Raw genomic sequence first — 20,527 nt, 5'->3', positions numbered from 1 at the left:
GGTTTAAGCCTGCGAACCGATACGTTGGAAGTAGGCCGACTCGGTCTCGTGAACCTCTTGAGCAGGCACGTAGTAATCGATGTCGTCGTTGTTGCTGCGGAGGATGAAGCTGCCGATCATGCCGACCAGACCCAGCACGGCCATCCACCAGATGTGCCAGATCAGCGCAAAGCCCATCACGATCGAGAACATGCCGATGAAGAAGCCGGCGCCGGTGTTCTTCGGCATGTGGATCTTCTCGTAGCTCGGCGCGACCTGCGTCAGCACTTCACCGCGGGCCTTCATGTCGGCAAAGGCATCGACGTCACGGATGACCGGCACGCGGGCGAAGTTGTAGTGCGCCGGCGGCGACGACGTCGCCCACTCCAGCGTACGGCCGCCCCACGGGTCACCCGTCAGGTCAGCCAGCGCGTGACGGTTGCGGATGCTGACGAAGATCTGGATCAGTTGCGAAGCGATACCGCAGGCGATGATCGCAGCGCCAACCACGGCAACGTACAGCCACGGCTGCCATGCCGGATTGTCGGTATGGTTCAGACGACGTGTCATGCCCATGAAGCCCAGCACGTACAGCGGCATGAAGGCGGTGTAGAAGCCCACGAACCAGCACCAGAAAGCGCGCTTACCCCACTTCTCGTCCAGCTTGAAGCCGAAGGCCTTCGGGAACCAGTACGTGATACCGGCCAGGTAACCGAACACCACGCCACCGATGATGGTGTTGTGGAAGTGAGCGATCAGGAACAGGCTGTTATGCAGCAGGAAGTCGGCGCCCGGCACAGCCAGCAGCACGCCGGTCATGCCACCGATGGTGAAGGTGATCATGAAGCCGATCGTCCACAGCATCATCGAGTTGATCTCAACGCGGCCGCGGTACATCGTGAACAGCCAGTTGAAGATCTTCACGCCCGTCGGGATCGAGATGATCATCGTGGCGATACCGAAGAACGCGTTGACGTTCGCGCCCGAGCCCATGGTGAAGAAGTGGTGCAGCCACACCAGGAACGACAGCACGGTAATACCGGCCGTTGCGTACACCATCGACGTGTAGCCGAACAGCTTCTTGCGCGAGAACGTGGCGACGATTTCCGAGAACATGCCGAAGGCCGGCAGGATCAGGATGTACACCTCGGGGTGGCCCCAGATCCAGATCAGGTTCACGTACAGCATGGCGTTACCGCCGCCATCGTTCGTGAAGAAGTGCATGTCCAGGTAACGGTCAGCACCCAGCAGCGCCAGCGCCACGGTCAGCACCGGGAAGGCAGCGACGATCAGGATGTTGGCGCACAGGGCGGTCCAGGTGAAGATCGGCATGCGCATCAGCGTCATGCCCGGCGCGCGCATCTTGAAGATGGTCGCGACGAAGTTCACGCCGGTCAGCAACGTGCCTAACCCGGATATCTGCAGGGCCCAGATGTAGTAGTCGACCCCCACGCCCGGGCTGTAGGCCAGCTCCGACAGCGGCGGGTACGCCAGCCAGCCGGTCTTGGCGAATTCGCCAACGCCCAGCGACACGTTGATCAGCACCACACCTGCAGCGGCCAGCCAGAACGACAGCGTGTTCAGGAAAGGGAACGCCACGTCGCGCGCGCCAATCTGCAGCGGCACGATCAGGTTGATCAGGCCCGTCATCAGCGGCATGGCCATGAAGAAGATCATGATCACGCCGTGCGCGGTGAAGATCTGGTCGTAGTGCTCAGGCGGCAGATAGCCGGCACCACCGCCCGAGGCGACCGCCAGTTGCGAGCGCATCATGATGGCGTCGGCAAAGCCGCGCAGCAGCATCACGATGGCCAGAATGCAGTACATCACGCCGATCTTCTTGTGATCGACCGAGGTGATCCACTCGTTCCACAGGTACGACCACTTCTTGAGATAGGTGATCAGGCCAAACAGGCCCGCACCACCCAGCAGAATGGCCGACACCGTCACGACCACGATGGGCTCGTGCAGCGGAATGGCCTCCAGACTCAACTTGCCAAACATCGTCAACTCCTAGGAATTCTTGGCGGTGCCCTTGGGCGCCGGCAGGGCGGACTGCACCGGCAGCGGGCGCGTTGCCGCCTCAGCCGTGGCCGTCGTGCAGTTGGCGCCTTCGAGCGCCTCATCGAGCGTCAGGACCTTGTCCGAGTCACCCATGTATTTGTGCAGGATGCTGTGATACAGCGCCGGGTCGACCGAGGCGTACGCTGCCGGCGGCACCTTCTCGCTCGGCTTGGCCAGCTCTGCGTAGCCTTCCTTGGTCAGGACCTGCGGCGCAGTGCGAACTTGCTTGACCCAGGCGTCGAACTCTTCGTTCGTCATGGCCGTGGCCTTGAACTTCATGCCCGTGAAGCCCGAGCCGCTGTAGTTCGACGACATGCCATCAAACACACCGGTCTCATTGGCGATCAGGTGCAGCTTGGTCTGCATGCCCGCCATGGCGTACACCTGGCTGCCCAGTTGCGGGATGAAGAACGCGTTCATCACCGTGTCGGACGTGATCTTGAAGTTGATCGGGGTGTTGGCCGGGAACGCGAGCTGGTTGACCGTCGCGATCTTCAGTTCCGGATAGATGAACAGCCACTTCCAGTCGAGCGAGATGGCCTCGACGGTGATCGGCTTCACATCCGATTCGATGGGCTTGTACGGGTCAAGCGCGTGCGTGGACTTGTAGGTGATCCAGCCCAGCACAACGATGATCAGGCACGGGATCAGCCACACCACCGCTTCGATGGCGTTGGAGTGCGACCAGTCCGGCTCGTAGCGCGCCTTGGTGTTGGTAGCGCGGTACTTCCACGCAAACACCAGCGTCATCACGATCACAGGAATGACCACCAGCAACATCAGGCCGGTCGCCACCAGGATCAGCGTCTTTTCTTCAGCCGCAATCAACCCCTTCGGGTCCAGGACCGTCAGGTTGCAGCCCGCCAGCAAGAGCGGGAGGCTTGCGGCCAAGAGCCGCTTCATATGTGGAACGAGTGTGTTCTTCATGTCTTGCACAGTTGCGCCGGCAATGCTTACCAACATCACGGGAGCCAAGCAGCCCAGACAGCGGCCACAGGCAGAAAAACGCGGGAAATGAGAAAAGACCGTGCTATCGGCACCTCGAAAACACCCGGGTGCAATAGCGGATCTTCGATCACATCAGGCGCCGGTCAGGGAAAAGCTGAACCCAGCGCACCCCGCCCGTGGGGCGGACTTCGGCCATGACTGGCATGGACGAGGCTGAGCGCCGCCGCACTGCACAAGGCAGCGGACGACAGATCGGGGGCGGCAGGATTCGATGCAGGCACTACGTCAAGCGCTCGTTGGGGAGCGCGGTTTGGAGTGGAATGCGGGCGCGATCTTACCGCCAGACAGCGCTTCGGATTACGTTATGTGCTCAGGCAAATAGAAATCCGGGCCGATTGACAAGTGGTGCCAGCGTTGCGCGGCTAGGGTTTACGCGGTTTTGCGGGTAAGCAAATCGAAAGTGGCTGTTGTTGCACTGCGACAATCAGCCACAGTGGTGCGCAGCCGACGCTGACCCCAAATGTGCGCCCAAATGTTGAATTGATAATAAGAATACTTCTCATTTACAATTCGGCACTTTCCCGCTCCGCATCACCGCCCGGTGTCCTGCGATTCCTCCACCCCGCCCCTGCTTGCCGCCTTGGTCCGTCACTACGACGAACTGGTCGATCTGCTGCGCCGTCGCTTTGGAGCGGACCGTGGTTTTGCGCGCGATGTCGTCCATGACGTGTGCGTGAACCTGCTCGCAGAACCGCCGCGCCAGCCGGTCGCGGCACCCGTGGCCTACCTGCGGCGCGCGACGGTCAACCTGGCAATCGACCGGCACCGTGTGGAAACCGCCCGCGGCGCGTGGGTCGAGTCCACCGACGCACTGCCCGAGCCCGCCGACGAAACCCCCGGCCACGATCGCAACATCGACGCAGGCCGCGAACTGGAGCGCCTGTCCGAAGCCATCGCCCTGCTGCCGCCGCGGTGCCAGCAGGTATTTGTGCTGCATAAGATTCACGAGATGCCGCAGGCCGAGGTGGCGATAAGATTGGGAATTTCGCGCAAGGCGGTCGAAAAGCACATCAGGCTGGGCATGATGGCCTGCCGCACTGCGCTGGACCGCCCAGCGGCAACACTGCCGCGTTGATCACGCCCTTGATGCCCCACCCACCCGACGACTTCTCCCGCGAGGACGACAGCCTGGCGCGCCACCGCTGCACGCTGCGGGCGCGCTTTGCCATGCCGGAATTGCCGGCGCGGGCGCCCCGTCGGCGCGCGCCGATGGTGGCGGCGGGCCTGATCGCCCTGCTCGGCGTGGTGTTGTGGGCCGACCCTGCCTGGCATACCCAGCGCTACGCCACGGCCGCGGGCGAACGCCAGCACCTGACGTTGCCCGACGGCAGCGACCTCACCCTCAACACACGCACCGTGGCCGAGGTGGAATGGCATCTGCGTTCACGCCAAGTCCATCTTGTCGACGGCGAAGCGCTGTTCGACGTTGCGCACTCAACGTGGCGGCCGTTCCTGGTGCGCGCGGGCGAAACCACCGTGCGTGTGGTCGGCACCGCCTTCAACGTGCGGCGCGCCGATCCGCGCGTAACAGTAACGGTGCTGCGCGGCCGCGTACACGTGGAAAACGCCTCGGGCGACGCCGTGCTGTTGACGGCCCGCCAGGCCGCCGAATCGTTCAACAACAGGCTCACGGTACGTGCCGCGCCCGACCCCGGCGCCGCCGTTGCCTGGAAAGACGGCAAGCTGATGTTTGACCACACGCCGCTGGCCCAGGCCGTGGCCGACATCAATCGCTACCGCACCACGCCCGCCGTGCTGACCGATCCGGCGCTGGGCCGCCTGCAGATCTCCGGCGTATTCGACAGCGCGCGCACTGATGCGCTGCTCGATCTGCTGCCGTCCATCCTGCCGGTTGCTGTGCGCCGTGAGGCCGGCGACACCGTACGCATCCTCGCCCGCAGCGTCACGCGCTAAAAAAATCGCACGCCGAGGTAGGGATGCCCGGCGCGCGGTTCGTCTACTCCCCTGTGACCTAGACCAACAGATCCGCAGATCCACAGATTCAACACGGGGAGCTTCACAGTGATTCGCACACAACGACGCGTGCCGCGCCTGATCGCGCTGGCCGCGGCCACGCTGCTTGCCGGCGCCGCCTTCGCGCAAACTCGCCTGAGCATCGACATTCCCGCCGAGCCGCTCGACGCTGCGCTCAATGCACTGGCACGGCAGGCGGGCGCACAGCTTGTCTTCGCCAGCTCGCTGACGGCGGGCAAAACGGCCCCGCGCGTGCAGGGCCAGATGAGCGTGGAAGACGCACTCGACCGGCTGCTCGCACAGTCCGGGCTGGTGGCGCGCAAACAAGGCAGCAACACGTTCACGATTGAGCCGACTGGCGGCAGCGCGCAGGTCACGCTGCCTGCCACGGTGGCGACCGCCAGTGCGCAGCAGGAATCGGCCACGGGTCCGGTGCGCGGCTACATCGCCCAGCGCAGCGCCACCGGCACCAAGACGGACGTGCCGCTCTCAGAGATTCCGCAGTCGATCAGCGTGGTCTCGCGCGACCGCTTCGAGGCCCAGGGCGCGCAGAGCGTGAACGAGGCGCTGCGCTATTCGGCGTCGGTGTCGTCGTACGGCGCGGGCACGCGCTCGGACTGGTACACCGCGGTGCGCGGTTTCGTGCCAGCCACCTACCTCGACGGCCTGCAGTTGCCCAACACCATCAACCTGGCAAGCTGGCGCGTCGACCCGTGGCAGATCGAGCGCGTCGAATTGCTGCGCGGGCCGTCATCCGTGCTGTATGGCCAGGGCGATCCGGGCGGTACCGTCAACGTCGTCACCAAGCAGCCGACCACCGAGCCGATCCGCGAAATTGAAGTGCAATACGGCAGCCACGCGCGCAAGCAGGTGGCTGGTGACTTTGCCGGCGCGCTCGATGCCGACGGCAAGCTGTCGTATCGCCTGACGGCCGTTGCGCGCGACGGCAACCTGCCCTTCGGCCCCTTCAAGGATCAGCGGCTGATGGTGGCGCCCTCGCTCACGTGGAAGCCGTCGGCTGATACCACGCTCACGCTGCTGGCGACCTATCTGCGCGACAAGACCAACTCCTCCGACAACTTCCTGCCTGCCAGTGGCACCATCCTGCCGAACCCGAACGGCAAGATTCCGGCCACGTTGTTCACCGGTTCGCCGGACTTCGATGCGTATGAGAAGACGCAGTACTCGCTCGGCTATCAGTTCGAGCACAAGCTCAACGACACGTGGACGGTGCGCCAGAACACGCGCTACATGCACCTGAAGCTGGACGACCGCATGACCTACGGCGTGGGCCTGGACCCGAGCGACCCGACGCAGCGCATGATGTGGCGCTACGCCGGCATCGCACGGCCGAGCTACGGGCGATTCGATGTCGATACGCAGGTGCAGGCGAAGTTCGCCACGGGCATCGCACGGCATACCTTCCTGGCCGGTGTGGACTATCAGCGCCAGACCACCAAGGACCCGGAGACCTACGCCCTCACCTCGTCGCTGGATCTGTACAACCCGGTGCATGCGCCGTTCGACTGGTCGATCTTCAACGGCTCAGGGGCATCGCCGCAGGACATCCATCAGAAGCAGACGCAGTTGGGCGTGTATCTTCAGGATCAGATCAAGCTGGGCGAGCGCTGGGTGTTCACGCTCGGTGGCCACCATGACTGGAGCGACCTGCGCACCGATGACCTGCTCGCCGGCACCAACACCAGCCAGCGAGATTCCGCCTTCACGGGCCGCGTGGGCGTGGTGTATCTGGGGCCGTACGGGCTATCGCCGTACATGAGCTATTCGACATCGTTCAACCCGACCATCGGCACCGACCGCAGCAACCAGCCGTTCAAGCCGACCAAGGGCAAGCAGGTCGAGGCGGGTATCAAATTTGCGCCGACCAGCAAGACATCGATCACGGCGGCGGTGTTCCAGATCCACCAGACCAACGTGCTGACGCCTGACTTGAACGATCCGACCGGTATGCACAGCGCACAATCCGGCGAGATCCGCTCGCAAGGCATCGAGCTGGAAGGCACGACGCAACTGCTGCCGGGCTGGAACGTGATTGCCAGCTACACGTACCAGGATGTACGCAACACCAAGGCGAATGACGTTACGCTCAACAAGTGGCCGATCGCGATTCCGATTCCGCGTCAGATGGCATCGCTATGGACGGACTACCGTATCCGCTCGGGGGTACTGCAGGGCGTGGGCATTGGCGCCGGCGTGCGCTATACCAGCCCGACCGCCGGCGCGCCCGACAACTCCCTCAAGGTGCCGGGCTACACGCTGTTTGATGCGTCGATCTTCTACAACGTCGGCCACTGGCGCTTTGCACTCAACGGCACGAACCTCGGCAATCGCGAGGTCATCTCCGGCTGCTACGACGCCACGCGCTGCATCTACAACAACGGACGCACGGTGCTGGCAACGGCAAAGTACGCCTGGTAACGCGCATCACCATCGCCAAAGAACAACGGGCCACTATGTGTGGCCCGTTTGCTTTACTGCGTCATTGGGTCAGCAGCCCGGCAATGCGTACCAGCACCAGCCCTGCCGCCACCACGAGGTAGCCGCGCAGCACGAACATCCACGTGCGCTTGAGCGGCGTCCAGCGTGCCGGCGTGAGTTGCTCCAGCGGCGGCATGGTCCAGTGGTCGCGGTCCAGCACGCTCACGCGTTGCGGATGATGCGGCCGGTGCTTGCGGCGCTCGATGCGCCACAGCACCAGCGACATCACCACCGCGATGATTGAACCGCCGATCAGGATCGCACCGATCTCGAACTCGCCGATGCCGGGGAACAGCACCGCCGCCGTCAGGATGACCGACAGCATCACCAGCACCGCCACCACGCCGCCAGTGAAGATGTTCATCGCACGGCCGTTCGTCCACGGGCCCAGCACGGCCTTGTCGTTGCACAACAGCAGCAGGAACACGGTCGCGCTCGGCAGCAGCACACCGGCCAGCGATTGCACCGCGTTGGTCAGCAGACCGAGCGGCACACCCGGTGTTAGCACCAGGCCGGCGGCCAGCAGCGTCAAACCGAAGTACACCGCGTAGAAGCCCTTGGCCTCGGTCGGCTTGCGATGCAGCGAGTGCCGCACGGCAAACACATCGCCAATCGCATATGCGGTCGACAGCGACACTGCGCACGCGCCGATGATGCTGGCGTCCAGCAGCGCAATCGCAAACAGCACGCCAGCCCAGCGGCCCGAATGCGCCTCCAGCCCTTTCGCCGTGCCCAGTGCGTCGGTGTAGTTGCCGAACTCGGGTGTACCGTGGAAGGCCTGCGCACTGAAGGCGATCATCGCCACCGCACCGGCAATCACGAGCACGATGCCCAGCCACAGGTCCGCACGCTCATAGCGGATGAAGCGCGCGGTGATGCGCTTGTCGATCACGTAGCTCTGCTGGAAGAACAACTGCCACGGCGCCACAGTCGTCCCGACAATGGCAATGATCAACAGCATCACCTCCGCCAACGGTGCACCGGCCGGTAGAGCAGGCACGAAGAAGTCGCGTGCCACCTGCCCCATCGGCGGATGCACCATCAAGAAGATGGGAATGAGCGTAAGACTGCCGGCCACCAGTGCAAGCGCGAAGCGCTCGAACCGGCGGAAGTCGCCCGTGGACGCTGCCAACATCACCAACGCCGCCGCTGCACACACACCCCAATGGCGTGGAATGCCGAGGTACTCCAGCGCAAGGCTGATGCCAATGAACTCCGTCACCAGTGTCAACGCGTTGACGAGGAACAGGTCGATCACGGAGAAGCTGCCCCAGAACTTGCCGAAGCGCGCAAAGATCAACCGCGCATGGCCGACGCGCGTGACGGCGCCCAGACGCAACACCATCTCCTGGTTCACGTACAGCACGGGAATGAGCAGCATCAGCGTCCACAACAGCGTGGTGCCGTAGTTCTGCCCGGCCTGCGTGTACGTGCCGAACGCGCCGGCGTCGTTGTCGCCGACCATCACGATCAGGCCGGGCCCGAGGATGGCCAGCAGCGTACGCAAGCGTGCACGCCAGCCATCGCGTGCGCCGGTATCGTGATGCGCGATGGTGCCGAGCGCACCGCGGATGTCACCGACGTGCGCGTCGTCGAGTGCGGCATGACGTGGTGGTGCGTCGATGCCCGAAGCAAATTGGGTCATGTCGACCTCCGATTTGTTATTGGATGATTGGATTACCAGTACGTGCGCGACAGCCGGATGGCGGCGGCAGCGTAGCCATGGTTGGAGAGCGCTTGGCCGCCGTCGTCGGCACGGCGGTTGGACGTGGCCGATACAGCGTTGGCACGCTCCGGCGCACCGGCACGGGCCTGTACGAACGGCGAGCTGAACGGCAGTGCGATGGCCGAGAAACGACGGGCGGGAATGTTGAATTTGCGCATGACGACTCCTCGCCACATGGGCACGACTGTGCACGGCATGCGGCAATCGCCGCGCACGGGTCGTACCCCGGGCGGCGGATTCAAACAATCAAGGAGCGATGCAGACACCGCTGCCTTGCCTGGGCGGCAAGTCAGCAGCAGGGAACAACCGCGCGGCGGACTTGCCTAGTGGGATGAAGATGTCGGGTAAGGTCGACTCGGACTGTCCATATGGGTCCTCCGTAGGTTTCAGAACTCGGCGTGAGCGCGCAGGCCAAAGAACTTGGCGGGCCCGCGGTCCCGGTTGTAGCCGGGGTTCTGGATCAACTGAAAATCGGGGCTGAGCATGATGCCCTTGACCGGTTGAAAGCTGTAAAACACTTCGAGTACGCGCTCGTGGCCATAGTTCAACGCGCCATCGCCCAGGAACGCACCACTGCCGCCGGCCGCCAGGTAGGCACGGTGATCCGAACCCAACATGTTGAGTGAGAAGGCCGCACCCAGCACATCATTGGGACGCCCCCACGACGTGCCCTTGAGCAAACCGCCGAACGACACGTTGCGCCCCACTTCAGTAAAGGCATACGTCTCGGTCCTGTCATCCGACCAGTTCAGGCGAGTGAACAAGCCCAGGTTCTCGCCCACCTTCTGCTCGAACGACAGGCCCACACCCACCTTCGCGTGTTCCTTGCGCACCAGGCTCAGGTCCGGCGCGCTGCCCGTGGCCTGGCCGAGTGCCATCGCATCATCAAAGCGGCCCATGCGCGTCTTGTTACGCCAACCCATCAGGCGCACCTTGCCGTCCTGGCCGAACAGCGTGTAGCTCTTTTCCAGTTCCACCATGTCACCATAGTGCTGCATGAAGGCGGTATCCAGTGCCAACCCGTTCGACTCGATCGGCTGCAGGAAGCGACCGGCGCGCGCGGCCCAGCCGAGTTCGCTGTCGATGTATTCCAGCGCGATCCCCCAGTTGTAGCCACGTGCATCGGCGGGGTAGTCGAATGACGGGCTCGCCATGAACGACCAGTTCAAGAATTGCGTGCGCGGATCATGCGCGTACTCCACCGCGTCGAAGATATCGAGCACCGGCATGTTGCCCACCGTCAGCACCACACGGCGCTTGTCGACCACGTCGGCAAACTGGTTGAAGTCGGCATCGATCTTTTCGGTATCACCGCCTAAACCCCACGTCTGGCGCAGGAAAGCGCGAGCGCGGTAGAGCGTCGGGTCGGTGCCCGTCACCTTGGCCAGCTCCCCGTTGGTTGGGCCGCCCAGGCCATGCAGGTCCGAGAACGCCTTACCCATGATCACTTCCGGATTGAAGTGGAACTCCGCCCCCTTCCACAACCGCATGCCCAGATCCAGCGTGGTGCTGAAGGAGTAGCTGATCGCGCGGCCTCCGGTCAGGCTGTTGTCGCCGCTGTATGGCGAGTTGAATGCGGGCTTGGCTTGCCAAACCCAGGTGGATTGGCCGTGGAAGCCAAAGCGATCATCCAGTTCGCCGCCAGCGATCGGCAACGCATCTGCGGCCGGCGCCGAAGCCGGGGCTTCTTGCGCTTGAGCCGCGTGGGTGAAAACTGAGAACGAGGTCATCGCGGCCAGCAAGGCCGGACGACGGAGGGGGCGCAGTGCGGCGGCACGCACCAGAACAAGCGGACGCACCGCAACCCAAACGTATTGCAGCATCGAGAGAAACAGCATGAGACCTCCCCCGTTCGTTTCTATGACGAACGTAGGCATGAGCCGACCACGGTCCTCCCAGGAAACCACGCACGCAAGCGCGCACGCAGCCACATGGCCGTGTCGGTAAAACAATCGAATTGTGGGAATGGGCTTGTACGGAGAACCCGCACAAGTGCCACTACCCGCCGTGCAAAGCGGCTAGGCAGTGGATGGGCGCCAAGCGAAACTCAGCGCCGAGACTGTCTAGCCGTTCAGAGTGCGATCGAAGATCGACTAGAACAACTGTCCATGGAGAACATCTCCGTAGTGATGACGGGGCGCAGAGTAACAAAGTGTTCTTGAGCTCGGCAAGCGTTTTTTGGAGGGGATGGAAGGCGCTTTGTGCAGCAGCAACAAGGACATGACCCGCCATCCGAAGGCCGGTGCGGGATTGGCCTACTGACGCCGTTTGCGGGCCGCGAGGCCTCACCCAAAAATACTGCCCTCCAGTACAGCAACAACCACACGAATCTCACGCCTATTCATCATGCGTAGACCACACGCGACAGGCAGTCGTACCCCGCCGCCGCGTCTGCTTAACTGACCGTGTGGATACACTACCGCCACGCACCCGAGCGCACCGTGCTGCCCGCACACCGCACTCGGCCGCACATCACATCCAACACAAACGAGAGGTTGTATGACGCGCTTAGCAACGATGCTCACCACGGTTGCCGCAATCGCAGGCATGGCTGGCTGCTCGACGGCTGGCACAGGACAAACCAAGAACGCAGGCGAAGCGCCCATGGCTGAACACACGCAACCGGCCAGCACATGCAAAGCCGCCTCCGCGCCCGATGACACGCTGATCGGCAAATCCGAACAAGACGCCACGGCGCTGCTGAACGGCTGCCTGTGGCGCATCAGCGAACGGGACGGCAAGGCCCTGCCCGGCACCATGGACTACCGCGAAGAGCGCCGCAATCTGGGCATCCAGAACGGCAAGGTGATCTGGGTTCGACGGGGTTGAACCTGGCGCGAAGGTGAAGCACGCAGGCGACCAAGGGAGTGGTCCGAAACTGGCGCGTTGACGAGGTTTGCGGGCACTACGATCCGCGTAGATTCCGCCCCTCGCGCCTCACATGACAAGCCGAACCAGCAAAGACATCGTCGCGGATGCATGGCGTGCATTCGCCTCGCGCGATCCTGCACGCATCGCCGCCTGCTTCGCGCCGGACGCGCAATGGCTTGCTCCCGAAGGCAACGCCACAGCCGTCGCGCTCGATTACACGCATCACATGATCGGGCGCGACGCCATCATCCATTTCCTCACCGTTGAGTTTCCGAAGCTTTTCATCGCCGATGTCTCGGTGGAATTCCTCGGCATCCACGCGGACGGTCAGACGGTGATCGTGGAAGAACGCATGCAGGCGACACTGGCGAATGGCCGGCACTACGACAACGCGTATTGCTTCGTCTTCGTGCTGGAGGGTGAGCGGATCGCGCTCGTACGTGAATACATGGATACAAAGCGCGGCTGGGCATGCATCTTTGGCGAGGGACCGCACGCGTAGCCCCCTGGAGCGCTCGCCCAAAGAAAACGGCCTCCGCAAGGGAGGCCGTTTCTTAAAGCTGGTGCGGCTGCAGGACTCGAACCCGCCACCTGATGATTACAAATCACCGAAAGTCGATATTTCTTCGCGTTGATCGATGCTCACGAAATCTTGAAAAATGGCTTAAACACTGGACTTATGAGCTACTCGCAGTAGTCAAGTGATTGACTGAGGTGGATAGAATACCTCACACTCGGGTTACATGAGAGTTACATAGGGAGGGGGCGACTCCCCAGAGTCGCGTAACCCGGCAACGCGAGAAACAAGATGGCAAAGATCAACTTCACCGCTGCGCGCGTGGACGCGCACCACTGCCCACCCGGCGAAGTCACCGAAAAGGGAAACCCCGTAACACAGGCGTTCCTTTGGGACAGCAAAACTCCAGGGCTCGGCTTGCGAGCCACTATTGCTGGAGCGAAGTCATACATCTTCCAGGGCAAGATCCATGGGCAAACAGTGCGTCTGACCATTGGAGACACGCGTAGCTGGACGATCAGCAAGGCTCAGGAGGAAGCACGACGCCTACAAACGCTGATTGACTCCGGCCAAGATCCGCGCGAGGTCAAGGAAGAACAACGTGCCAGCTATGAAGCACGGCAGGTCGCTGCACTTCGGGAAAGCGCAACCGTCTCCCAGGCATGGGCCGACTACATGAGTGACCTTCGCACCAAGATCTCCCCGAAAACCAAGCAACCGAGGTCTGCGACCTATATCAACGACCACATCAAGTTGGCGGCGCCGGGGGGAACCCCAACCAAACGCGGCAGCAAACAGACTGAGCGCGGCCCGCTGTACCCGTTGATGGGACTGAAGCTTTCCGAACTGACGACCAAGGCCATCTGCACATGGCTTGAGTCAGAGGTACCGTCTCGACCAACGAGCGCAGCCTATGCATTCAGAATGCTCAAGGCGTTTGCGCGGTGGTGCGAAGGACACGACACATATGCGGGCATAGTTGCCGCTGATTGGTGCACATCCCCCAAGGTAACGGGACTATTGCCGCGCAACAATACGAAAGACGGGGACAGCCTACAACGCGAGCAACTGGCTGCCTGGTTTGCGGCAGTGCACGGCCTCCCCAATCCCGTTCAGTCAGCCTATTTGCAAGGGCTGTTGATTACCGGCGCCCGACGCGAAGAATTGGCAGCCCTCCGGTGGGAGGATGTGGACTTCCAATGGCGAAGCCTGCATATCGCCGACAAGATTGAGACGGAAGCTGGGCGCGTCATCCCGCTCACGCCCTATCTGGCAAGCCTGCTGCTCAATCTGAAGCGCGTCAACGAAACCCCGCCGAGCACACGGCGACTGCGCACGTTGGAGGCGCGCGGAGAAAAGTGGGAACCGTCACCGTGGGTATTCAGCAGCCTCAACGCCGAAGAGGGTCACATTGCGGAGCCGCGATATGCGCACAATCAGGCGACTGAAGCCGCCGGGCTGCCGCACATTACGCTGCACGGACTGCGCCGCTCGTTCGGCACGCTGTCAGAGTGGATCGAAGTACCGGTTGGTGTAGTCGCACAGATCCAGGGGCACAAGCCGTCCGCGCTGGCGGAAAAGCACTACCGGCGGAGGCCGCTCGACATGCTTCGGATGTGGCACGACAAGATTGAGGCGTGGATGCTTGAACAAGCCGGAGTCGAATTCCAGCCGACAGCCTGCCCCACAAAGGAATCATCTCGCAACCATAGTTAGCGCGCAGACCAATGCCATGGCGGCCTATCCAGCTCGTGAAAACCGAGTACCTGTGTTTGACCGAACTCTTTCTCCAAGCAGAATTCCCTGCAATCCTCGTGCTCATTGAGCACGGCAACTAACCTAGCCGCATGCGAGACAACGACAACCTGGGATCTTCGTGCAGCGCCGCTGAGGAGTCGGCCGAGTGCCGGCGGCAAATCTGGGGACAGACTGGTTTCGGGCTGCGGCCTGCTGGCCAAATCAAAAGAATCAAATCGGGACGGGGAGTTAGCAGTGATTCGGCACAATGGGATGCGCTGGTGCGCAGCGCTCCTGCTCGCGTTGGCGCTAGGCGGTTGCGCAGAGCAAAGAATTCGAGACGAAGCGAGCCATCAGTTGGGCGCTGGTGCCTACGAGGACTCGCTGGCCACGCTGGATGCCGGCATTGCCCAATACCCCGAGAGCGCGACCTTGCGCGTGGCTCGCCGCACCACTCAGGACGCGGTCGCAGACAAGCTACTCCAACAGGCGGGCAAGGAACTCAATACCGGCAAGCGCACGGCTGCCCAGGCCACGCTCAGGCGCCTGCTGGACATCGAGCCCCAGAACGACCACGCCCTTGCCCTGCTGCAAGCGATCAAGCGTGATGAGCAAAACGCCACTGCCCTAGAACTCTCCAAGCAGAAGACCGGCAGCGGCTCGCTGGTAACTGCGAAGGGATCAAATAGGCACCGTCGGCTCGCTCAAGCTCTTCTTGCGCCCATCGCTTTCATATAGCGTTGAGATCCGACGAACCTCAGAAATCAACATCGACCAAAAGTCTGGCCACTCATTAAGCGTTTCCACAGATTTCCTGGGGCAACGAAAAATTTTTCCTGTGTCGATTTCAATATATAAATTCGAACCATCCCAGCCATACCCACCGATAAACAACATGTTGGAACTCGCCCCCTTGGGCCGCTCCAACAAATTAGGCGATCCTAACGGATATGGATAAGCATCTTTAGAGAGACGATCCAAAGATAATCTAGCACCATAGATACAGAACGCTCCAGAGAAGGCCGTCAATCCATTCATACTCCTCAGAAAATCTGCAAATACTGAGGGAATTGTAATTCCAACCTCTTCCCCCAAATCGTCAACCTGATTTGCAGTCAATCCTGGAAATACAAAATGCCACCACCTCCTGATGCCGAGGCGCTCATCCTTTACAAATCCAATGAGCCGCGCTCCATTTGGAGTTATCTCCTCACCAAGATGCGCTGACGAATTCAAAATCTCCAGCAACTCATTTATTCGACTCATTGCTCACCTCTCAATCATGGAGCCCGATGACGGATTGGCCCAGTTACCTCCATGACCATTTTCCAGATGCTCCGATCTCGGCATAAATTCCACATTATTTGGATTGCTTGCCAAGCCCGGATTTCCCGCAACACCATTGATGTGGTGCCCTTCATAGCCAGCAACGCGGCCGTTGGATATTAGCTGCTGAAGTTCCTCGTCAGTCCATCGACGCGAGCCGCCTCGACCAGCGGTGATACCTGCCACCTCGTCTTGCCAAGCTCGCCTTACGCCTGCGCCTCGCGCATAGCGCACGTAAGATTGCCAAGAGCTTTTGCACTGCTGGCTATTCTCTCGAGACAAAACATCACGTGTAAGGTTGGTCAGAATCTCAACATCTCGATAAGTATAAGAGTTAGCACCTCTCGCTGATACTGTTTCGTAGGTGTAGTTGGGCCGAACTTGTCGAATAAGCTCTTGGAGCCGCGCTATGTCCGCAGCCGCTCGAACATTCTCAATCGTTGGCTCTCTAGTTTCTACTGCTAGATCGCGCTCTTCAATCCCAGCAAGACCAAGCGGATCGAACCAGCTCAGCGGGTTACCACCCACATAGCTATACGTGGAAGCCTGTCCGCCGTGAAGCCCGATGGGATCAGACTGAACGTAGCGGCCGCCAGCCGGATCGTAGTCCCGGTTCACGTTGTAGTGCTTGCCCGTCTCTTGATCGTACAGTTGACCCGGGAAGCGCGGGTTGTACGTGAAGGTCCCTTGGCCCGACGGGTTGCCGTCCGGCTGTGCCGCCCCGAACGGATCAGCCTGATCCCACCTCCACACCATCAGGTTGTTCGTGTCCGTGATCACCCGCGGCGTGTCGATCTGGTCCGCGTAGATGTAGTACGCGGTACCGTTCTTGATCGTGGCAACCGGCGTGTCACCCAGGTACACCGTTTCTTGGATGGCGTTGCCCGCCTGGTCGTATTCCCCGATCAGGTGCCCCGCGTCGTCGTACACATACAGGTTGGCGCCAGTGGGAACAGTTGTTCCCTGCTTAACTGTGCGCTGACCCAAGCCGTTGTATAGGTAGCTGGTGGTGTTGCTGCCGTTGGTGACGCTGACCAGCCTCCCCCGGTCGCTGTAGCTGTACGTGGTGACCCCGTCTCCCGTCTGGTTGCCCGCCGCGTCATAGCTGTTCGTCGTCGGCGTCGGGCCCGTGCTCGCCGTCTGACGGTTGCTCGCAGAGTCGACACTCTGCGTGTAGCTGCTGCCGTTGACGGTCTGCCCAACCCGGTTGCCGTTGGCGTCGTAGCTGTAGCTCTGGCTGCTAGCCGCCGGCAGGTAACTGATCAGCCGATCGTTGTCGTCGTAGCCAAAGGTCTGGTTCGCGGCCGTGGCGATGCTGCTGCTCGGGCTACCCGTTGTATCGGTGTGGGTGTACGCCGTGATGCGCGAGGCGACGTCGTAGTTGACCGTGCGCGACAGGCCGTTCGGGGTGGCGCCGCTGCCTGTGGTGGCACCCAGCGGGAACTGCGTCAGGCGACCGTTCAGGTCGAAGCTGCGCGTGTAGGCGGTGCCGTTGCCCCAGGTCCAGCCGGTGGGCTTGCCGAACGGCTGGTACTGGATGTTCGACAGCAGTGCGGTATTGCCCGCGAGCGTGGTCAGCGTCAGGCCCGCGATGCGCCCCGCCGCATCGTAGCTGTAGCCGATGACGTTACCGCTGGGATAGGTCTTGCTGACCAAGTGGCCAGTCGCGCTGCCGCTAGTGCCATAGGCATACGCCACCGTTTGTGTGACGGCTGCGCCGTTGGCGTTGCTGATCTGGGTCTTCTGGACCAGGTTGCCGAAGCCATCGTATTGCAGGCGTGTGCTGCCGGACTCGTCGGTGATCTTGGTCAGACGCCCGATGTCGTTGGGCAGCGGGCTGGTACCACCGTCGTACTCAATGACGGTGGGGGTGCCACTGGCATACGTCGCCTTGGTGAGTCGGTTCAGTGCATCATACGTATACGTCGTCGTCTTGCCCCGCGCATCCGTGCGGGTGATCAGGTTGCCAGCCGCGTCGTAGGTGGCATTGCTTACCCCGGTGTCAGGGCTTTGCTGGGCGGTCGTGTTGCCTAGGCCGTCGATGGTGTAGGTTGTTACCAAACTGCGCGGGTCAGTGACCTGAGACACCCGGTCTTGGCCGTCATAGGTGAAGACGGTGGTCGGCACCGGGCCACCCGACGTTGCCGGCGGAACCTGCACTTGTGTACGCCGGCCCAGCGCGTCGTAGGTGAACGTCGTCACCAGGCCTCGTGGGTCTGTGACCTGCGTGAGGTTGCCCTGCGCGTCATAGGCAAACTGCGTCGTTGCGTATTGCGTCGTCTGTGCCAAAAGCGATGTGCTCAGGCTCAGCAGCACCGCCGCGCTGATACCTCGAAAAACGTTTGTGTGTCGCATGGTGTTTATTTACTCCCTGCCCGTGATCTGTTGTACGCGGCCAAGCACGTCGATGCTGCGTGAGAGCGAGCGCGTCAAGTTGCCGCCGGGCTCCTTGACGTTCACCGCAACGCGGTTGCCGGCGTTATCCAGCGTGTATTCGATTCGGTTGCCCTGGCTGTCCTTGGTCGCGACCAACCGGTGGGCCGCGTCGTATTCATAGCCAATCCAACTGCCGTCGGGACGCGTAGCTTGAAGCAACTGACCGACAGCGTCATAGCTGAAGGCTGTGGTCTGGCCGCCGACACTGGTGCTCAGCAAATGCAAGCGCGGATCGTAAGTACTCGTGGTAGTGACCCCGTTGGGATCAATTACCTGCAGCGGCAGACCTGCTGCGTTGTATTGCGAATAAGTTGTGACCTGGCCTTTGGCGTTGGTGACCGTCTGCAGGTCGCCCAGGGTATGGCCAACGGCGCTGCCCCCCGTGCCGGTGAGATTCGTGTCGCTGTAATAAGCGTAGGTGATGACATTGTTAAGCGGGTCTTGCTCGGTCAGCACTTGACCTGTTGCGCTATAGGTCCACTGCTGAACACGGGGCGTAACTCCACTTTGCTGCGCGGTAGCAAGACCGAGATGCCCATCCGTGTCTGTAGTCAGTTGCTCGACCTGCTTGCACAGCACCGCAAGGGGCTTACCGTCAATCGCCAATGTTCCGCCTGATGCGCACGACGCAGTAGCGTTACCGTTGAACGGGTCCGGCTGGCCGTTATAGACGTACGTCGTGATCTTGCCCGGTTCAGCGACTTGGGTAGGCAGCGTCCAATCCGGGTGCCATACCGTACTGACCTTGCGAGCGCCACCAGGCAAAGACGATCCGTTTGGCGTATAGCTAGAACAGGCCATGCCGTTACCCAGTCCCTCAACCCGAGTAGTTTCCAGATTGCGGGTGAGGTCGTAGGCGTAGCACGCACGGTTGCCGTTGAAATCGTCTTCGCTGGCCTTGTTGCCGTTGGCATCGTAGGTCAAAGCGTTACTGGCTGCGGTGCAGCCGGAGCCTGCTGGCTGGCTTTGGCTTGTCATCCGCGGCACGCCGTTCACCAGCGTGACGTTCTGGGTGAGGCTGCTACCGTTCGGCGTCACAATGACGACGCCCTGTGGTGGCGCCCAGTAGTGATCACTGTGAACCACACCGGCTGCGCTATCGTAGTTTTCAACGATGTTCCAATTGGGTGGCGTTGTATAACTGACGCCGTAGTGGTTCACCCCTCCGGCCAATTGAGTATCGGTCGCGCGACCCTGTGCGTCATAACTGTAAGTCGACAACCGGCTGCCGTTCTCATCGACGATTCCGGTCAGTGCCCAAGGCAAGTCCGTGCGCTCGTACAGATATTGACGGACTGCGCCATCTGGCCAAGTGAGCTTGTTCAGGTTGCCATTCGTGTCATAGCCTGCTGCGACCGCCTGCCCGTCGGGCATCGTGATTTGGTTGACGCGTGCGCTACCGTTGCCGTCAGCTACGTATTGGAACTGCACCGATCGCCCTGTCTGATCCTGCACGCGAATCAAGAGGCCACTCTGGGGTGCAACAGTTGCCGGCGTATTGCTGTCACTGTAGGTGTAGCTGAGGCTTGCGCCGTTGGCATAGGAAACCTGGCGCAGCGCGCCATCGCCGCTGTACAGCTCCTTTGCGCGCGCATCGGCGTCATAAAGGAAAAAACCATTGGAACCGTTCCATTGAGCTCCCCCCATGCGGTCGTTGACATCGGAGTTGGGCGTGTAGGTTCTATCTCGCTGAGGGGAAGTGAAGCTAACCCAATGGCCCAACCCTCGATAAAACTGAAAGTCAAAATAGTCATCGGTCAACGACACATTCTTGTGCAGGCTACCAAGCCACAACCCGCCGAACGATGGCGGAAGTGGCTGAGCGAACACAGCATTGGGATAGTTAGCCGGGACTTTGAACTGATTGTTGTAGTCAATCGTCAGGCTTTGCCCTGCCAGCGTCCAACTGCCCAGAACCTCGGATTGCACCTTGCTGCCAGTCAGCGGATAGATCGGATTGCCGAAACCTCCCTCGCATCGTTGCGGTCTAGCATGCAAGCTCTCGATTTTATCGACGCATGTGCTGCTGCCGTCCCCGCGCCAAACGAAATCGCCGTGCTGAATCGCGCCATTGGCAATCCACTCCCCTGGGCATCGCCAGACCTCGACGGGCTGACTCGTCGGCCACGGGCTTTCATACCAAAATGTCGGCACGTATATGAAATTGCAAATCCCCGTATTGGGTCCAGTCCAAGCGAATGACCCATTGGTCAGCCCAGAATCGTTCTTTTCGTATTCCAGGCAGACGTCATTTGGATCGACGTGATACAGGGTGTTGTAGGGTTTCGCAAAACGATACTGCTGTCCTGGTGTCGCCTGGGCGCATGCGTTATTGACAACTGCGAATAGGAGAAGCACAAGAGCAAGTATGCTTACTTTTCTCATGAGTT

At 61.3% G+C, this 20,527-nt stretch carries 15 protein-coding genes; 7 read left to right on the top strand and 8 right to left on the bottom strand.

Going from position 1 to position 20,527, the window contains the following annotated elements; all coding sequences use genetic code 11:
- Nucleotides 1-3: 3 nt before the first annotated feature.
- Nucleotides 4-1,983 carry a cytochrome o ubiquinol oxidase subunit I gene (gene cyoB / locus PI87_RS16655; protein ID WP_039598824.1) on the bottom strand — a complete coding sequence of 660 codons (1,980 nt, stop codon included), beginning with the start codon at nucleotides 1,981-1,983 and terminating at the stop codon, nucleotides 4-6.
- Between the two features lie 9 nt (nucleotides 1,984-1,992).
- Nucleotides 1,993-2,970, bottom strand: coding sequence for a ubiquinol oxidase subunit II (cyoA, locus tag PI87_RS16650; RefSeq protein ID WP_442965495.1), 978 nt, complete (start codon nucleotides 2,968-2,970; stop codon nucleotides 1,993-1,995).
- Between the two features lie 622 nt (nucleotides 2,971-3,592).
- Between cyoA and PI87_RS16645 the strand changes: the two genes are divergently transcribed.
- The 3 genes from PI87_RS16645 (at nucleotide 3,593) to PI87_RS16635 (ending at nucleotide 7,464) form a co-directional block, all read left to right on the top strand.
- A complete protein-coding gene (locus PI87_RS16645) occupies nucleotides 3,593-4,126 on the top strand; it encodes an RNA polymerase sigma factor (protein ID WP_039598822.1) in 534 nt (177 codons plus the stop codon).
- An 11-nt stretch (nucleotides 4,127-4,137) separates the two neighbouring features.
- Complete coding sequence (locus tag PI87_RS16640) at nucleotides 4,138-4,965, top strand: FecR family protein (protein ID WP_039598890.1); 828 nt, start codon at nucleotides 4,138-4,140, stop codon at nucleotides 4,963-4,965.
- Nucleotides 4,966-5,073: 108 nt separating this feature from the next.
- Nucleotides 5,074-7,464 carry a TonB-dependent siderophore receptor gene (locus tag PI87_RS16635; RefSeq protein ID WP_039598821.1) on the top strand — a complete coding sequence of 797 codons (2,391 nt, stop codon included), beginning with the start codon at nucleotides 5,074-5,076 and terminating at the stop codon, nucleotides 7,462-7,464.
- Between the two features lie 61 nt (nucleotides 7,465-7,525).
- Here PI87_RS16635 and PI87_RS16630 read toward each other — a convergent pair whose 3' ends face one another.
- From PI87_RS16630 to PI87_RS16620, 3 genes are all read right to left on the bottom strand, one after another.
- On the bottom strand, nucleotides 7,526-9,169 hold the full coding sequence (locus tag PI87_RS16630; RefSeq protein WP_039598820.1) for an NRAMP family divalent metal transporter: 1,644 nt from the start codon (nucleotides 9,167-9,169) through the stop codon (nucleotides 7,526-7,528).
- Between the two features lie 32 nt (nucleotides 9,170-9,201).
- Nucleotides 9,202-9,408 (bottom strand): hypothetical protein, encoded by a 207-nt coding sequence (locus tag PI87_RS16625; protein WP_039598819.1) that lies wholly within the window; start codon nucleotides 9,406-9,408, stop codon nucleotides 9,202-9,204.
- Nucleotides 9,409-9,636: 228 nt separating this feature from the next.
- Nucleotides 9,637-11,088 (bottom strand): carbohydrate porin, encoded by a 1,452-nt coding sequence (locus PI87_RS16620; protein ID WP_039598818.1) that lies wholly within the window; start codon nucleotides 11,086-11,088, stop codon nucleotides 9,637-9,639.
- A gap of 661 nt (nucleotides 11,089-11,749) precedes the next feature.
- Between PI87_RS16620 and PI87_RS16615 the strand changes: the two genes are divergently transcribed.
- The 4 genes from PI87_RS16615 to PI87_RS16600 all read left to right on the top strand — a co-directional run bounded on the left by PI87_RS16615 (nucleotide 11,750) and on the right by PI87_RS16600 (nucleotide 15,113).
- On the top strand, nucleotides 11,750-12,079 hold the full coding sequence (locus PI87_RS16615) for a hypothetical protein (RefSeq protein WP_039598817.1): 330 nt from the start codon (nucleotides 11,750-11,752) through the stop codon (nucleotides 12,077-12,079).
- Nucleotides 12,080-12,191: 112 nt separating this feature from the next.
- Nucleotides 12,192-12,623, top strand: a complete 432-nt coding sequence (locus PI87_RS16610; protein WP_039598816.1) for a nuclear transport factor 2 family protein — start codon at nucleotides 12,192-12,194, stop codon at nucleotides 12,621-12,623.
- 306 nt (nucleotides 12,624-12,929) lie between these two features.
- Nucleotides 12,930-14,354 carry a tyrosine-type recombinase/integrase gene (locus PI87_RS16605; RefSeq protein ID WP_052321577.1) on the top strand — a complete coding sequence of 475 codons (1,425 nt, stop codon included), beginning with the start codon at nucleotides 12,930-12,932 and terminating at the stop codon, nucleotides 14,352-14,354.
- 276 nt (nucleotides 14,355-14,630) lie between these two features.
- On the top strand, nucleotides 14,631-15,113 hold the full coding sequence (locus PI87_RS16600; RefSeq protein WP_232314015.1) for a hypothetical protein: 483 nt from the start codon (nucleotides 14,631-14,633) through the stop codon (nucleotides 15,111-15,113).
- On the opposite strand, the gene PI87_RS29120 is transcribed toward PI87_RS16600, so the two are convergent.
- Genes PI87_RS29120 through PI87_RS16590 form a run of 3 tightly spaced genes read right to left on the bottom strand, consistent with a single transcriptional unit; the run spans nucleotide 15,057 to nucleotide 20,522 of the window.
- The gene (locus tag PI87_RS29120; protein ID WP_157003159.1) at nucleotides 15,057-15,641 is read right to left on the bottom strand and encodes an SMI1/KNR4 family protein; all 585 of its coding nucleotides are present in this window, start codon (nucleotides 15,639-15,641) and stop codon (nucleotides 15,057-15,059) included. The genes PI87_RS16600 and PI87_RS29120 overlap by 57 nt on opposite strands.
- 3 nt (nucleotides 15,642-15,644) lie before the next feature.
- On the bottom strand, nucleotides 15,645-18,056 hold the full coding sequence (locus PI87_RS16595) for an RHS repeat-associated core domain-containing protein (protein WP_198139573.1): 2,412 nt from the start codon (nucleotides 18,054-18,056) through the stop codon (nucleotides 15,645-15,647).
- A gap of 9 nt (nucleotides 18,057-18,065) precedes the next feature.
- A complete protein-coding gene (locus PI87_RS16590) occupies nucleotides 18,066-20,522 on the bottom strand; it encodes an RHS repeat protein (RefSeq protein WP_084209989.1) in 2,457 nt (818 codons plus the stop codon).
- Nucleotides 20,523-20,527 lie beyond the last annotated feature (5 nt).

This window comes from Ralstonia sp. A12 (assembly GCF_000801955.1).
Lineage (GTDB): Bacteria > Pseudomonadota > Gammaproteobacteria > Burkholderiales > Burkholderiaceae > Ralstonia.
Note: the sequence above shows the minus strand (reverse complement) of the source record. Positions and strands in the feature narration are given on the sequence as shown.